This is a genomic window from Winslowiella arboricola (assembly GCF_025527015.1).
Taxonomy (GTDB): domain Bacteria; phylum Pseudomonadota; class Gammaproteobacteria; order Enterobacterales; family Enterobacteriaceae; genus Erwinia; species Erwinia arboricola.
In genome coordinates this window covers 206,449-221,124 of sequence record NZ_JAODIM010000040.1, presented here as the reverse complement: position 1 = coordinate 221,124, position 14,676 = coordinate 206,449, and the positions used below count along the sequence as shown (strand labels likewise).

The following is a 14,676-nucleotide window of genomic DNA, read 5'->3' as shown; positions in this document are numbered from 1 at the left end:
TTCTGGAGAGAGTGGCGATGAGCAATGTACCAGGTGAACTGAAGTACCGTGACAGTCATGAGTGGGTGCGTAAAGAAGCGGACGGCAGCTACACCGTCGGCATCACCGAGCACGCACAGGAACTGCTGGGCGATATGGTCTTTGTTGACCTGCCGGAAGTCGGCGCGACGTTTGCCGCCGGTGATGACTGCGCGGTTGCCGAATCGGTCAAAGCGGCCTCGGATATCTATGCGCCGCTGAGTGGTGAGATCCTTGCCGTCAACAGCGAGCTGGAAGCGAATCCGGAGCTGGTGAACAGCGATCCTTACAGCGACGGCTGGTTATTTAAGATCAAAGCCAGCGATGAATCTGAACTGGATTCAATGCTGGATGCGGATGCTTATAAAGCCTCAATTGACGAATAGTCACTCTCCTTCCTCCGTTTAACGGGGGAAGGCCGGGATGGGGGAGCAGGTTTTCCCCTCCCTGACCCTCCCGACATCACGCGGGAGGAGATCCTTTTTATCTATGCCCGATGCAGGATTTACCGCTAATGACTCAGACTCTCAGCCAGCTTGAACACACCGGTGCGTTTATCGAGCGCCATATTGGCCCCTCACAGGAACAGCAGGATGCGATGCTGGCCGCGGTGGGCGCGGCTTCCGTTGCCGAACTGATTGCCTCGATTGTGCCCGCCGACATTCAGTTACCCAGCCCTCCGGCGATCGGTGACGCACTGACTGAACATCAGGCGCTGGCTGAGCTGAAAGCGATTGCCAGTCAGAACCAGCTGTATAAATCCTATATCGGCATGGGCTATGCCCCGGTGCTGACGCCGCCGGTGATCCTGCGCAATATGCTGGAAAACCCGGGCTGGTACACCGCTTATACCCCGTATCAGCCGGAAGTTTCGCAGGGCCGTCTGGAAGCGCTGCTGAATTTCCAGCAGGTGACGCTGGATCTGACCGGGCTGGATATCGCCTCCGCTTCGCTGCTGGATGAAGCCACCGCCGCGGCGGAAGCGATGGCGATGGCCAAACGCGTCAGCAAGCTGAAAAACGCCAATAAATTCTTTGTCGCTGATGATATTCATCCGCAAACCCTGGATGTGGTGCGTACCCGCGCAGAAACTTTTGGTTTTGAGGTGCTGGTGGATAAAGCTGATAAAGCGCTGGATCACCAGGATCTGTTTGGCGTGCTGTTACAGCAGGTTGGCACTACCGGTGAAGCCCACGATTATCGTCAGCTGATTAGCGAATTAAAAAGTCGCAAAGTAGTGGTCAGCGTGGCCGCTGACTTTATGTCGCTGCTGCTGCTGGAAGCGCCGGGCAAACAGGGTGCGGATATTGTCTTTGGCTCTGCGCAACGTTTCGGCGTGCCAATGGGTTACGGCGGACCGCATGCGGCTTTCTTTGCCGCCCGCGATGAACACAAGCGTTCGATGCCAGGCCGTATTATCGGCGTATCGCGTGATGCGGCCGGTAATACCGCGCTGCGTATGGCGATGCAGACCCGTGAACAGCATATCCGTCGTGAGAAAGCCAACTCCAACATCTGTACTTCACAGGTGCTGCTGGCGAATATCGCCAGTCTGTACGCGGTTTATCATGGCCCGATCGGACTGAAACGCATTGCCGGTCGTATTCATCGCCTGACCGATATTCTGGCTGCCGGCCTGAAGCAGGGCGGTCTGACGCTGCGTCACACCAGCTGGTTCGATACCTTAACCGTTGAGGTGGCCGACAAAGCGGCAGTGCTGGTGCGCGCACTGAGTTTCGGCGCTAACCTGCGTACCGATATCCACCATGCGGTGGGTATCACGCTGGATGAAACCACCACGCGTGAAGATGTCGCGGCGCTGCTGTCGATTCTGCTTGGCGAAAATCATGGTGTGGATATCGATCGGTTAGATGCGCAGGTTGCCGCTGACAGCCAGTCGATCCCGGCCGATTTGCTGCGCCAGGATGCGATCCTGACCCATCCGGTGTTTAACCGTCATCACAGTGAAACTGAGATGATGCGTTATATGCACAGCCTGGAGCGTAAAGATCTGGCGCTGAATCAGGCGATGATCCCACTCGGCTCATGCACCATGAAGCTGAATGCGGCGGCGGAAATGATCCCGATCACCTGGCCAGAATTTGCCGGATTACATCCGTTCTGCCCGGCAGATCAGGCCACCGGTTATCTGCAGATGATTGGTCAGCTGTCACAGTGGCTGGTTCAGCTGACCGGCTATGACGCGCTGTGCATGCAGCCAAACTCTGGCGCGCAGGGCGAATATGCCGGTCTGCTGGCGATTCGTCGTTATCACGAAAGCCGCAACGAAGCGGGTCGTAATATCTGTCTGATCCCCAGCTCAGCGCATGGCACGAACCCGGCGTCAGCGCAGATGGCAGGTATGGCGGTGGTGGTAGTGGCGTGCGATAAGCAGGGTAATATCGACCTGCACGATCTGCGTCTGAAAGCGGAACAGGCGGGCGAAGAACTCTCCTGCATTATGGTCACCTATCCGTCTACCCACGGCGTATATGAAGAGACTATTCGCGAAGTGTGCCAGATCGTGCATCAGTTTGGCGGCCAGGTGTATCTCGATGGCGCGAATATGAATGCGCAGGTTGGCATCACTACGCCGGGTTATATCGGCGCTGATGTATCGCATCTTAACCTGCATAAAACTTTCTGTATTCCACATGGCGGCGGCGGACCCGGTATGGGCCCAATCGGCGTCAAAGCGCATCTGGCACCTTTTATCCCCGGTCATAGCGTGGTGCAGATTGAAGGTGTGCTGACGCAGCAGGGCGCGGTTTCCGCCGCACCGTTTGGCAGCGCATCAATTCTGCCAATCAGCTGGATGTATATCCGTATGATGGGCGCCGAAGGTCTGAAACAGGCCAGTTCAGTGGCGATCCTGAATGCCAATTATATCGCCAGCCGTTTGCAGTCGGCGTTTCCGATTCTCTATACCGGCCGAGATGGCCGCGTGGCGCACGAATGTATTCTGGATATTCGCCCGCTGAAAGAGCAGACCGGCATCAGTGAGCTGGATATTGCTAAACGTTTGATTGACTATGGTTTCCACGCACCTACGATGTCCTTCCCGGTTGCCGGGACGCTGATGGTGGAACCGACTGAATCTGAAAGCAAAATCGAGCTGGATCGCTTTATCGATGCCATGCTGTCGATTCGTATGGAGATCGATCGTGTTGCTGATGGCGAGTGGCCTGCGGAAGATAACCCGCTGGTGAACTCTCCGCATACCCAGATGGAGATTGTTGGCGAATGGTCACATCCTTACAGCCGTGAGCTGGCGGTATTCCCGGCGGGCAGCGACAATAAATACTGGCCGACGGTGAAGCGTCTTGATGATGTATTCGGTGATCGCAACCTGTTCTGTTCCTGCGTGCCGATAAGTGATTATCAGTAGTCGATCCCTTTCCCCGTTTAACGGGTGAGGGAGACAACAGGCCGGGCTTGCCCGGCTTTTTTTATGGGAGAAAAAGATGAAAATTGCATTGGTAACCGGCGCCAGTCGAGGCATTGGGCGGGCAACGGCATTGATGCTGGCGCAATGTGGCTATCATGTAGCGGTTAACTATCACCGGCGCGCCGATGCGGCGGAAGAGGTGGTGCAGCTGATTGAGCAGGCCGGTGGCAGCGCTTTTAGCGTGCAGGCGGATATCGCTGATGAAGCGCAGGTCGTGGCGATGTTTCAGCGCATTGATCAACAACCTGGCGTGCTGAATGCACTGGTTAACAACGCCGGTATTCTGTTTCAGCAGTCAACCGTAGAGCAACTCACCGCCGAACGTATTAACCGGGTATTCGCGACTAATGTCACCGGCAGCTTTATCTGCTGTCGCGAGGCGATTAAGCGGATGGCGTGGCATCACGGTGGTAAAGGCGGGGCGATTGTTAATGTCTCTTCTGCGGCGGCGCGAACGGGCTCGCCGGGAGAATATGTCGATTATGCCGCGTCGAAAGGAGCGATGGACACGCTGACCAGAGGCTTATCGCTGGAAGTGGCGGCGCAGGGCGTGCGGGTGAATGGCGTGCGTCCAGGGCCGATCTATACCGGGATGCATGCTGATGGCGGCGAAGCGGATCGGGTGAATCGCGTAGCGTCATCGATCCCGATGCAGCGTGGCGGCCAGCCGGAAGAGATCGCCAGCGCCATTGTCTGGCTGCTGAGCGATGAAGCCTCATATATTACCGGCTCAGTTATTGATGCGGCGGGCGGGCGTTAAACAGTGTGTGAAGCGGTTACACTTAATTTTGGCTTACATGTGTACTCTGAAATTATTCTCAGTTACGCTGTGTTTGTACAAATTTACTGCACTGCTGCGGAGATTCTCTGTTTATGACCCATAACTCGCTGATCGCACAGGGATATTCCCTGGCTGAAGAGATTGCCAACAGCATCAGCCATGGTCTTGGATTTATCCTCGGTATTGTGGGGCTGGTATTGCTGATTGATCAGGCGATTGATGCGCAAGCCGGGGCGATGGCGATCACCAGCTACAGTGTCTACGGCGGCAGCATGATCCTGCTGTTTCTCGCTTCCACGCTCTACCATGCCATTCCGCATCCGCGCGCCAAATTCTGGCTGAAAAAACTCGACCACTGCGCCATCTATGTACTGATTGCCGGCACCTATACACCGTTTCTGCTGATTGCGCTGAAATCGCCGCTGGCGCACTGGCTGATGGTGGTGATCTGGAGCCTGGCGCTGATCGGGATTGGTTTTAAGCTGCTGTTCGCGCACCGCTTTCCGGCGATGTCGCTGATCACCTATCTGCTGATGGGCTGGTTGTCGCTGATTGTGGTCTATCAGCTGGCAATGAAACTGTTGCCTGGTGGGATCTGGTTGCTGGCGGCTGGCGGGATTATCTATACGCTGGGAGTGATTTTCTACGCGGTGGAGCGTATCCCCTACAACCACGCTATCTGGCATGGTTTTGTGCTGGGCGGCAGTTTATGTCACTTCCTCGCCATCTACTTCTATGTGAAATAAACGCTGCGGGCGAGACACGGCTGTCCCGCCCGCCGTCCTGCCTCAGGTAATTTCGTAAGGCAGTGGCTGAATGGCTAACTGTCCGCCTTCATCGCCATGTACCCGCAGAATGCTGTCGGCTTCCAGATCGTTATTCAGTACCGCCTGCACCCAGACATCGCCATTATCCAGCTGAGTCGCCGCCAGAATGGTGCCGGTGCGCCGCCAGTTTTCACCCAGTTTAATCTCCAGTGAATCACCCGCTTCCGGTACGCGACTGGCGCTGCCCGCCAGCCAGTAGAGCGCACGCTTATTGGCGCCGCGAAACTTGGCGCGCGCCACCATCTCCTGACCGGTATAACAGCCTTTTTTAAAGCTGATAGCATCCAGCGCCTGCAGATTTGTGGCCTGCGGAATAAACTGGGCGCTGTTTTTCTCGTCAATAATCGGCAGACCGGCTTCAATATTCAGCGCCAGCCATTGGGCGCTGTCATTGAACTGCGCTTCGCCCGCCAGCTTTTGCTGGATGGCCTGCGCCTGTGCTGCGCTGGTCACCAGCAGGAAGCGTTCGGCGGGATGGGCAAACCACAGCAGAGTGCTGTCGCCTTGCTGCACTACTGGCGTTTCGGCATCTGGCAGTTGTTCAAACAGACCGGCCAGCGCGCCACGCGCCTGGAAGCCCGCCAGGCCCAGCAGCACGGATTCATCGTCAGCGACGATGGTGACTTTGGCAAACACCGCATATTTTTTCAGTTCGGTAATCTGGGTATCACGCAGGCTGCGGCGCTCAATATAAGCAAAACCTTCACCGCGATGGAACAGGCGCAAATTACTCCACATTTTTCCTTTGGCATCACAGTGGGCGCAGGGAAGATGCTGTCCGGCAGCCAGCGCAGCGACGTCAAGCGTCACCTGGCCCTGCAAATAACTGACGCTGTCCTGACCCTGCACGGTCGCCAGCGCCCAATCTTCCAGCGAGATCAGCGTCAGCGGCAAACGTGCTGAAGCCACAGGCTGACGGGGCGGTAATGTAAAGGTCGGCATAGTTATGTCCTGAATGGAGGGTTCAAAAGCCATCAATATGTTTCTCATGTTAAAAGAGCACACTGGCTTTGCAACCTGTTTTCGGACGATGACGCACAAAACGCGTGTTAACCCTGCATCTTATGCCAGCGCTTTACGCGATATGCCGCAGCGGAGCAATTTGCTTATCGCGCACTTTGCCTGAAAAGCGCTAAACTAGCGGCCATGTCTGGCTAACTGAGGGTTGGAAAATGGATATTAACAACAGAGCACGCGTTCACTGGGCCTGCCGTCGCGGCATGCGTGAACTGGATATCTCGATTATGCCGTTCTTCGAGTATGAGTATGACTCGTTAAGTGACAGCGATAAGCAGGTGTTTATTCAGCTGCTGGAGAGTGACGACCCGGATCTGTTTAACTGGCTGATGAATCATGGCGAACCCGCCGATGCCGAGCTGAAACGCATGGTACAACTGATTCAATTGAGAAATAAGCAACGTGGTCCTGTGGCAATCTGATCTGCGTGTTTCCTGGCAGGCGCAGTGGGTTTCACTGCTGCTGCATGGGACGATTATTCTGCTGCTGTTACTGGCGCCCTGGCCACCGGATTATACCGTGGTGTGGATCGTGCTGCTGACACTGGTGGTGCTGGAGAGTGTTCGTAGTCAGCGGCGTATTCGTCGCCGCGAAGGGGCAGTTGCCCTGCTGAATAAACGGCGCTTGCGCTGGCGTCAGCAAGAGTGGGATATCACCCGCCGCCCGTGGAGGATTGGGCAGAGCATCTTATTGAGTTTACGGGATAATAAAGGCCAGCGAGAACAATTGTGGCTGGTGCGTGACAGCATGGAAGAGGCCGACTGGCGTCAGTTGCGGCAGACCCTTAATCTGTAGCGGCGGCGCGCTCGCCGCCCGTGCCAGCCGTCAGGATGGGAGCCGATAACGGCTCCCCTGCAAAGCTCCTGCTCACGTAAACACCGTAGGGGCGGCGTTTTCGCCGCCCGGGCGAATCACAGCAACTCCGCCATTTCCGTCAATACCTGTTCACACCACTGTTCGATGCGTTCGTCGCTGACTTCATACTGATTCACATCATCCAGCGCCAGACCGACAAACTGTTTACCATCGCGGGTTAATGGTTTTGGACTGGTAAACTCGTAGCCCTCCAGCGGCCAGTAGCCGATAAAGGTGACGCCCATCGGTGTCAGCAGTTCATGCAGCATACCGAGGGCATCAAGGAACCATTCGCTGTAGCCAATCTGATCGCCCATGCCATACAGCGCCACCACTTTGCCGCGCAGATTAAGCGCCGGAATATCGGTCCAGATCGCTTCCCAGTCTTCCTGTAGTTCGCCAAAATCCCAGGTAGGAATCCCCATAATCAGCAGGTCATACTGTTCCATCAGGGCTGGCGCATCATCTTTCAGATTATGCAGCGTAACCAGCTCCTCACCGATAAAGTCACGCATCTTTTCCGCTGCCATTTCGGTGTAGCAGGTACTGGAGCCGTAAAAAAGGCCAATTTTCATGCGGGGAAAACTCATTCTTAATGCAATTATGCCGATTGTATCAGAAGAGGGCGCGGATCAGGCATAATGAGCACAAATGCTCACTTATGAAGCGCTGGAGGCAGCAGTGCCAGATACCGATTTGATCGAGCAATTTCTCGATGCGCTATGGATTGAGCGCAACCTTGCGCAGAACACTCTGGCGTCCTACCGCCTGGATCTGCTGGCGCTGGCCAGCTGGTTACAGCATCATAAGCGCTCGCTGCTAAGCGCCGACGCGGCAGATCTGCAATCCTTTCTCGCTGAACGGCTGGAGGGAGGCTATAAAGCCAGCAGTTCGGCACGTTTGCTGAGCGCCATGCGGCGGCTGTTTCAGTATCTCTACCGCGAAAAGCAGCGCGATGACGATCCCAGTACACTGCTCTCGTCACCAAAACTGCCGCAGCGCTTGCCAAAAGATCTCTCTGAAGCCCAGATTGAGCGCCTGTTACAAGCGCCCGGCACCGAACAGCCAATTGAGCTGCGTGATAAAGCGATGCTGGAGCTGCTGTACGCCACCGGACTTCGCGTTTCAGAACTGGTAGGCTTAAATCTCGGCGACGTCAGCCTGCGTCAGGGGGTGGTGCGCGTTATCGGAAAAGGTAATAAAGAGCGTCTGGTGCCGCTGGGCGAAGAGGCGGTGCACTGGATTGAGCAGTTTATCGAGTATGGACGCCCGTGGCTGATGAATGGCCAGACTAACGACGTGTTGTTCCCCAGCAATCGCGCTCAGCATATGACGCGGCAAACTTTTTGGCATCGGATTAAGTATTATGCGACGCTGGCGGCTATCGACAGCGAAAAATTGTCGCCGCACGTACTGCGCCACGCATTTGCCACCCATCTGCTGAACCACGGCGCTGATTTACGTGTCGTACAGATGCTGTTAGGCCACAGCGATCTGTCGACGACACAAATTTACACGCATGTCGCCACCGAGCGGCTGCGCCAGTTACATCAAAAGCATCATCCGCGCGCCTGAAGCGCCGGTGCGAAAGTTAAAGATTAAGGATCAATATGAAAAAGCGTTTTATGCTGATATCACTGCTGCTTGCGTCAGTCACTGGCGTGGCTCAGGCCGATGATGCGGCAATTCAGGCTTCACTGAAGAAGCTGGGTTTACAGCAAATTGAGATTCAACCTTCGCCGTTAGCGGGCACCAAAACCGTGTTGACTGAAAGTGGCGTGCTCTATGTTTCTGAAGACGGCAAACACTTTATCCAGGGGCCGCTGTATGACGTCAGCGGCACGCAGCCGGTGAATGTCACCAATAAACTGCTGGAGAAAAAAGTCGACGCGCTGGCCAAAGAGATGATCGTGTATAAGGCGGCGAAAGAGCAGCATGTGATTACCGTATTTACCGATATCACCTGTGGTTACTGCCGTAAGCTGCATGAACAGATGGCGGACTATAATGCGCTGGGCATTACCGTACGTTATCTGGCTTTCCCGCGTCAGGGGCTGAACAGCCCGACGGAAAAAGAGATGAAGTCCATCTGGTGTGCGGCGGATCGCAACAAAGCCTTTGATGCGGCGATGAAAGGCGAAGAAGTGTCGCCAATCGACTGCAAAATCAACCTTGATGAACACTACAAACTCGGCGTGCTGTATGGCATCCAGGGGACGCCTGCCATTCTGCTGGAAAACGGCATGATGGTGCCAGGCTATCAGGGACCGAAAGAGATGAAGCAGATGCTTGATGGTCAGAAGCGTGGTGGTTAAGTTTCAGTGAATAAACCAACTCAACTCCGTCGCCGTGAGGCGGTGGACACAGCGCAGCTACCGGCAGAGCTTCATCCGCTGTTGCGCCGTTTATACAGTCATCGCGGTATCCTGCAGGCCAGTGAACTGGAGCGCGGTGCAAAATATCTGCTGCCTTTTCAGTCGCTAAGCGGCATTCAGCGCGCGGTTGAAATACTGCACCAGGCGCTGGCGCATCATAAACGCATTATGATTGTCGGCGATTTTGATGCCGATGGCGCCACCAGTACCGCACTGACGGTGCTGGCGTTACGCAGCATGGGTGGCCGCAATATCGAATATCTGGTGCCGAACCGTTTCGAAGATGGTTATGGTCTCAGTCCGGAAGTGGTGGAACAGGCGGCAGCGCGCGGCGCAGAACTGATCGTCACCGTTGATAATGGTATTTCGTCGCTGGCGGGCGTGGTTTGCGCCCATCAGAAAGGGATTCCGGTGGTGATTACCGATCACCATCTGCCAGGCGATACCCTGCCAGCGGCGGAAGCGATCGTTAATCCTAATCTTGCCGACTGCGAATTTCCGTCACGTTCGCTGGCGGGGGTGGGCGTTGCCTTCTATCTGATGCTGGCGTTGCGTGCGCATCTGCGCGATGAGGGCTGGTTTGAGCAGGGACAGGCAGTACCTAATCTTGCCGAACTGCTGGACCTGGTGGCGCTGGGCACCGTGGCCGATGTGGTGCCGCTGGATGCCAACAACCGCATTCTGGTGTGGCAGGGGTTGAGCCGTATTCGCGCCGGGAAATGCCGTCCTGGCATCCGCGCGTTGCTGGAGATTTCCGCCCGTGACGCCCGGCAGCTGGCGGCCAGCGACCTTGGGTTTGCGCTCGGCCCACGACTCAATGCCGCCGGACGTCTTGATGATATGTCGGTCGGCGTAGCGTTGCTGCTGACGGAAGATGTCGGACAGGCGCGGATGCTGGCGCATGAACTGGATGCGCTGAACCAGACGCGCAAAGAGATTGAGCAGGGCATGCAGGCTGAAGCGCTAAGCCTGTGTGACAAGCTGGAGCGCGGCAGTGAAGCGCTGCCGCTCGGCATCGCCATGTATCATCCCGAGTGGCATCAGGGGGTGGTCGGCATTCTGGCTTCGCGGCTGAAAGAGCGTTTTCATCGTCCGGTGATCGCCTTTGCCCCCGCCGGTGACGGCACGCTAAAAGGTTCCGGGCGATCGGTTTCAGGTTTGCATATGCGCGATGCGTTAGAGCGCATCGATACGCTGCATCCGGGGCTGGTGCTGAAGTTTGGCGGTCACGCGATGGCCGCCGGACTGTCGCTGGAAGAGGCGCGCTTTGAGGAGTTTAGCCAGCGTTTCGCCGAACTGGTCGGCGAATGGCTAGATGCTGACTCGTTGCAGGGCGTGATCTGGTCTGATGGCGAACTGGCGGCGCAGGAGCTGACGCTGGCGACCGCTGAATTGCTGCGCGAAGCCGGCCCGTGGGGACAGGCTTTCCCGGAGCCGATTTTCGATGGCAAATTTAAGTTGCTGCAACAGCGGCTGGTGGGGGAGCGTCATTTAAAAGTGATGCTGGAACCGCTCGGCGGCGGCCCGTTGCTGGATGGCATCGCGTTTAATATCGATACTGCACTGTGGCCGGATCCGAGCGTTAAGCAGGTTGAACTGGCTTATAAGCTCGATGTAAACGAGTTTCGCGGCAACAGGAATGTGCAGCTGATTATTGAGCATCTGTGGCCGTTGTAAATTCGGACTCTCTGAAAAACCGCAGGGGAGCCGTTCCCGGCTCCCCTTCAGAGCATTCAACGCGTTGAATGCTACAAACCTCGCCGTAATTCAGTTAAACTGCCCCGTTATATACAGACATCCTTAACTAAAGATTCTTAATCATGTTTGAAATTAATCCGGTAAAAAACCGTATTCAGGATCTCACGGAGCGCAGCGACGTTCTTCGGGGGTATCTTTGACTACGATGCTAAGAAAGAACGCCTCGAAGAAGTAAACGCCGAACTCGAACAGCCTGACGTCTGGAACGATCCAGAGCGTGCGCAAGCGCTGGGTAAAGAGCGCTCGACGTTAGAAGCGATCGTCGACACCTTCGACCAGATGAAACAAGGTCTGGAAGATGTGGCTGGACTGCTGGAACTGGCAGTTGAAGCCGACGATGAAGACACCTTCAACGAAGCCGTCAGCGAGCTGGATGGGCTGGAGAAGAAGCTGGGCGAACTGGAATTCCGCCGCATGTTCTCTGGCGAATACGACAGCGCTGATTGTTACATCGACATTCAGGCTGGTTCCGGCGGTACCGAAGCACAAGACTGGGCCAGCATGCTGGTGCGTATGTATCTGCGCTGGGCGGAAGCCAAAGGCTTTAAAACCGAAATTATTGAAGAGTCTGATGGCGATGTGGCCGGAATTAAATCCGCCACGCTGCGCATTATCGGCGACTACGCCTTTGGCTGGTTGCGCACCGAAACCGGTGTGCATCGTCTGGTGCGTAAAAGCCCGTTTGACTCCGGTGGCCGTCGCCATACCTCATTCAGCTCTGCCTTTATCTATCCTGAAGTGGATGATGATATTGATATCGAAATCAATCCGGCAGATCTGCGTATCGACGTCTATCGCGCATCCGGCGCGGGTGGTCAGCACGTTAACCGTACTGAATCCGCGGTGCGTATTACCCATATCCCGACCAATACCGTGACGCAGTGTCAGAATGACCGTTCTCAGCATAAGAACAAAGACCAGGCGATGAAGCAGATGAAGGCGAAGCTGTACGAGCTGGAAATGCAGAAGAAAAATGCTGAAAAAGCGGCGCTGGAAGAGACCAAGTCAGATATCGGCTGGGGCAGTCAGATTCGTTCTTACGTCCTTGATGATTCACGCATCAAAGATCTGCGTACCGGGGTGGAAACACGTAACACCCAGGCGGTACTGGATGGCGATCTGGATCGATTTATTGAAGCAAGTTTGAAAGCAGGGTTATAAGGAACCGACATGTCTGAACAACAACCGCAGGGTGCTGCTGATGCCGCAGTTGAGCTTAATAACGAACTGAAAGCGCGTCGCGAAAAGCTTAGCGCGCTGCGTGACAATGGCGTGGCGTTTCCAAACGACTTCCGCCGTGACCGTACTTCCGACCAGTTGCATGCCGACTTTGACGGTAAAGAGAGTGAAGAACTGGTCGATCTGAATATCGAGGTCAGCGTCGCTGGCCGTATGATGACTCGCCGCATTATGGGTAAGGCATCATTTGTTACCCTGCAGGATGTGGGTGGCCGTATTCAGCTGTATGTGTCGCGTGACGATCTGCCAGAAGGTCACTACAACGAGCAGTTCAAGAAGTGGGACTTAGGCGATATCCTCGGCGCACGCGGTAAGCTGTTCAAGACCAAAACCGGCGAACTGTCGATTCACTGTAGCGAACTGCGTTTGCTGACCAAGGCGCTGCGTCCGCTGCCGGACAAATTCCATGGTCTGGCCGATCAGGAAACCCGTTACCGCCAGCGTTATCTTGATCTGATTGCCAATGACGAATCACGCAACACCTTTAAAGTGCGTTCACAGATCATGGCTGGCATTCGTCAGTTTATGGTTGGCCGCGACTTTATGGAAGTTGAAACGCCAATGATGCAGGTGATCCCGGGCGGCGCCTCTGCGCGTCCGTTTATCACCCATCACAATGCGCTGGATATTGATATGTATCTGCGTATTGCCCCGGAGCTGTATCTGAAGCGTCTGGTGGTGGGTGGCTTTGACCGCGTGTTTGAGATCAACCGCAACTTCCGTAACGAAGGCATTTCGCCGCGCCACAACCCTGAGTTCACCATGATGGAACTCTATATGGCGTACGCGGATTACCGCGATCTGATTGAACTGACCGAAAGCCTGTTCCGCACCCTGGCGCAGGATGTACTGGGCAGCACCGTGGTGCCATACGGTGAGCAGGAATTTGATTTCGGTAAACCGTTTGAAAAACTGACGATGAAAGAAGCGATTCTGAAATATCGTCCGGAAACCAATCTGGCGGATCTCGACGATCTGGCAAAAGCCTCGGCGATCGCTACCTCTCTCGGCATCAAAATTGAGAAGAGCTGGGGTCTGGGCCGCATCGTAACGGAGATCTTTGAAGAGACCGCTGAAAGCCATCTGATTCAGCCGACCTTTATTACCGAATACCCGGCTGAAGTTTCGCCGCTGGCGCGTCGTAATGATGACAACCCGGAAATCACCGACCGCTTTGAGTTCTTTATCGGCGGCCGTGAAATCGGTAACGGCTTCTCCGAGCTGAATGATGCAGAAGACCAGGCCGAGCGTTTCGCTCAGCAGGTGAATGCCAAAGATGCCGGTGATGATGAAGCAATGTTCTACGACGAAGACTACGTCACCGCGCTGGAACATGGCCTGCCGCCGACGGCCGGTCTGGGCATTGGTATCGACCGTATGGTGATGCTGTTTACTAACAGCCACACCATTCGCGACGTCATCCTGTTCCCGGCACTGCGTCCAACCAATAAGTAAGCGGGCGTTCGTACGCTAATAACGGTCAGCAGATGCTGGCCGTTTTTTTTGCCGTTTTTTTGTTCTTTCTGTTGTCTGTTTTCGCCCGCTTGTAGTAAATTAATTATGTAGCAACATCTCTACTTGGGGGGCAAAATGACCACCACAACCTATACCAGCCGTCATTTTAATCAGGATGTTTCCAGCGCAAAGAAAGCGGCAGAAACTGGCCCGGTATATATCACCGTGCGCGGTAAACCGGCGCATGTGTTGATTACCTATGACGAGTTTATCCGGTTGTCAGGCCACCGCCGTACTCTGACTGATGCGTTGTCGATGCCTGAGGGGCAGGATATCGAATTCGATACCGTGCGTGCCGTCATCTCTGATCGGGATGTGGATCTCTGATGCTGTATTTACTGGATACCAATATTATCTCGGAGCTACGCAAGGCGAAATCCGGTAAAGCCGATGCGGCGGTGATTGACTGGGCGGAGTCGGTTAATCTGAGCGAGTGTTTTATTTCAGTTATTACCGTGCTGGAAATTGAGAAAGGCATCCTGAATAAAGAGCGAAAAGACCGTTCGCAGGGCCGCATGCTCCGCAGCTGGTTTGAGGATCAGGTGTTAATCGAATTCAGCAAGCGGATTCTCGCTGTCGATAAAGCGGTGGCGCTCTGTTGCGCCAGGCTGCATGTGCCGGATAAACGCTCGGAAGCGGATGCGCTGATTGCCGCCACGGCAATCGTGCACGGCATGACGGTTGTGACTCGTAATACCAACGATTTTATCGGCATGCATGCCCCGTTAGTTAATCCCTGGCTCTGTACATAGCTATTTTTGTTAACCCCGCAGCAATTTCCCGCCATTGGTTTGCCAGTCTGCTCATTCCCCCGCATCATGCAGAAAATATGACAGCGGTGTT

Annotated in this window: 15 protein-coding genes; 13 read left to right on the top strand and 2 right to left on the bottom strand. The window is 55.1% G+C overall.

All coding sequences use genetic code 11. From position 1 onward, the window contains the following. The first annotated feature begins 17 nt into the window (after window positions 1–17). The 4 genes from gcvH (at window position 18) to trhA (ending at window position 4,993) form a co-directional block, all read left to right on the top strand. Complete coding sequence (gene gcvH / locus N5923_RS10875) at window positions 18–404, top strand: glycine cleavage system protein GcvH (protein ID WP_267143867.1); 387 nt, start codon at window positions 18–20, stop codon at window positions 402–404. Window positions 405–532: 128 nt separating this feature from the next. Further along, window positions 533–3,406, top strand: coding sequence for an aminomethyl-transferring glycine dehydrogenase (gcvP, locus tag N5923_RS10870; protein WP_267143868.1), 2,874 nt, complete (start codon window positions 533–535; stop codon window positions 3,404–3,406). 76 nt (window positions 3,407–3,482) lie between these two features. Beyond that, window positions 3,483–4,226, top strand: coding sequence for an SDR family oxidoreductase (locus tag N5923_RS10865; protein ID WP_267143869.1), 744 nt, complete (start codon window positions 3,483–3,485; stop codon window positions 4,224–4,226). Between the two features lie 113 nt (window positions 4,227–4,339). Continuing rightward, window positions 4,340–4,993, top strand: a complete 654-nt coding sequence (gene trhA / locus N5923_RS10860; RefSeq protein WP_267143870.1) for a PAQR family membrane homeostasis protein TrhA — start codon at window positions 4,340–4,342, stop codon at window positions 4,991–4,993. A gap of 42 nt (window positions 4,994–5,035) precedes the next feature. Here trhA and ygfZ read toward each other — a convergent pair whose 3' ends face one another. Continuing rightward, on the bottom strand, window positions 5,036–6,016 hold the full coding sequence (gene ygfZ / locus N5923_RS10855; RefSeq protein ID WP_267143871.1) for a tRNA-modifying protein YgfZ: 981 nt from the start codon (window positions 6,014–6,016) through the stop codon (window positions 5,036–5,038). A gap of 230 nt (window positions 6,017–6,246) precedes the next feature. Here ygfZ and sdhE point away from each other — a divergent pair, with 230 nt between their 5' ends. Both sdhE and N5923_RS10845 read left to right on the top strand, forming a co-directional pair. After that, window positions 6,247–6,513 carry an FAD assembly factor SdhE gene (gene sdhE, locus N5923_RS10850; RefSeq protein ID WP_267143872.1) on the top strand — a complete coding sequence of 89 codons (267 nt, stop codon included), beginning with the start codon at window positions 6,247–6,249 and terminating at the stop codon, window positions 6,511–6,513. Next, the gene (locus N5923_RS10845) at window positions 6,494–6,886 is read left to right on the top strand and encodes a protein YgfX (RefSeq protein ID WP_267143873.1); all 393 of its coding nucleotides are present in this window, start codon (window positions 6,494–6,496) and stop codon (window positions 6,884–6,886) included. Before sdhE ends, N5923_RS10845 begins: the two co-directional genes overlap by 20 nt. Before the next feature lie 116 nt (window positions 6,887–7,002). On the opposite strand, the gene fldB is transcribed toward N5923_RS10845, so the two are convergent. After that, a complete protein-coding gene (fldB, locus tag N5923_RS10840; protein ID WP_267143874.1) occupies window positions 7,003–7,521 on the bottom strand; it encodes a flavodoxin FldB in 519 nt (172 codons plus the stop codon). 106 nt (window positions 7,522–7,627) lie between these two features. On the opposite strand from fldB, the gene xerD reads away from it, so the two are divergent. The 7 genes from xerD (at window position 7,628) to N5923_RS10805 (ending at window position 14,585) form a co-directional block, all read left to right on the top strand. Continuing rightward, window positions 7,628–8,521 (top strand): site-specific tyrosine recombinase XerD, encoded by an 894-nt coding sequence (xerD, locus tag N5923_RS10835; RefSeq protein ID WP_267143950.1) that lies wholly within the window; start codon window positions 7,628–7,630, stop codon window positions 8,519–8,521. 35 nt (window positions 8,522–8,556) lie between these two features. Next, complete coding sequence (gene dsbC / locus N5923_RS10830) at window positions 8,557–9,261, top strand: bifunctional protein-disulfide isomerase/oxidoreductase DsbC (RefSeq protein WP_267143875.1); 705 nt, start codon at window positions 8,557–8,559, stop codon at window positions 9,259–9,261. A gap of 6 nt (window positions 9,262–9,267) precedes the next feature. Then, window positions 9,268–10,998: a single-stranded-DNA-specific exonuclease RecJ gene (gene recJ, locus N5923_RS10825; protein ID WP_267143876.1), complete on the top strand. Its 1,731-nt coding sequence runs from the start codon at window positions 9,268–9,270 to the stop codon at window positions 10,996–10,998. A gap of 143 nt (window positions 10,999–11,141) precedes the next feature. Continuing rightward, window positions 11,142–12,240 (top strand): peptide chain release factor 2 gene (gene prfB, locus N5923_RS10820; RefSeq protein ID WP_267143877.1). Its coding sequence is split into 2 segments (ribosomal slippage): window positions 11,142–11,216 and window positions 11,218–12,240, totalling 1,098 coding nucleotides; the frame shifts between segments, so codons are not numbered across the junction. A gap of 9 nt (window positions 12,241–12,249) precedes the next feature. Further along, window positions 12,250–13,773, top strand: coding sequence for a lysine--tRNA ligase (lysS, locus tag N5923_RS10815; protein ID WP_267143878.1), 1,524 nt, complete (start codon window positions 12,250–12,252; stop codon window positions 13,771–13,773). Between the two features lie 135 nt (window positions 13,774–13,908). Beyond that, window positions 13,909–14,160 carry a type II toxin-antitoxin system prevent-host-death family antitoxin gene (locus N5923_RS10810; protein WP_267143879.1) on the top strand — a complete coding sequence of 84 codons (252 nt, stop codon included), beginning with the start codon at window positions 13,909–13,911 and terminating at the stop codon, window positions 14,158–14,160. Further along, window positions 14,160–14,585, top strand: coding sequence for a type II toxin-antitoxin system VapC family toxin (locus tag N5923_RS10805; protein ID WP_267143880.1), 426 nt, complete (start codon window positions 14,160–14,162; stop codon window positions 14,583–14,585). Before N5923_RS10810 ends, N5923_RS10805 begins: the two co-directional genes overlap by 1 nt. The last annotated feature ends 91 nt before the right edge of the window (window positions 14,586–14,676 follow it).

Excerpts from the sequence above, each read along its gene's own strand:
- gcvH (WP_267143867.1), top strand. The coding sequence starts at position 18 with ATGAGCAATGTACCAGGTGAACTGAAGTACCGTGACAGTCATGAGTGG.
- gcvP (WP_267143868.1), top strand. The coding sequence starts at position 533 with ATGACTCAGACTCTCAGCCAGCTTGAACACACCGGTGCGTTTATCGAG.
- N5923_RS10865 (WP_267143869.1), top strand. The coding sequence starts at position 3,483 with ATGAAAATTGCATTGGTAACCGGCGCCAGTCGAGGCATTGGGCGGGCA.
- trhA (WP_267143870.1), top strand. The coding sequence starts at position 4,340 with ATGACCCATAACTCGCTGATCGCACAGGGATATTCCCTGGCTGAAGAG.
- ygfZ (WP_267143871.1), bottom strand. The coding sequence starts at position 6,016 with ATGCCGACCTTTACATTACCGCCCCGTCAGCCTGTGGCTTCAGCACGT.
- sdhE (WP_267143872.1), top strand. The coding sequence starts at position 6,247 with ATGGATATTAACAACAGAGCACGCGTTCACTGGGCCTGCCGTCGCGGC.
- fldB (WP_267143874.1), bottom strand. The coding sequence starts at position 7,521 with ATGAAAATTGGCCTTTTTTACGGCTCCAGTACCTGCTACACCGAAATG.
- dsbC (WP_267143875.1), top strand. The coding sequence starts at position 8,557 with ATGAAAAAGCGTTTTATGCTGATATCACTGCTGCTTGCGTCAGTCACT.
- lysS (WP_267143878.1), top strand. The coding sequence starts at position 12,250 with ATGTCTGAACAACAACCGCAGGGTGCTGCTGATGCCGCAGTTGAGCTT.
- N5923_RS10810 (WP_267143879.1), top strand. The coding sequence starts at position 13,909 with ATGACCACCACAACCTATACCAGCCGTCATTTTAATCAGGATGTTTCC.
- N5923_RS10805 (WP_267143880.1), top strand. The coding sequence starts at position 14,160 with ATGCTGTATTTACTGGATACCAATATTATCTCGGAGCTACGCAAGGCG.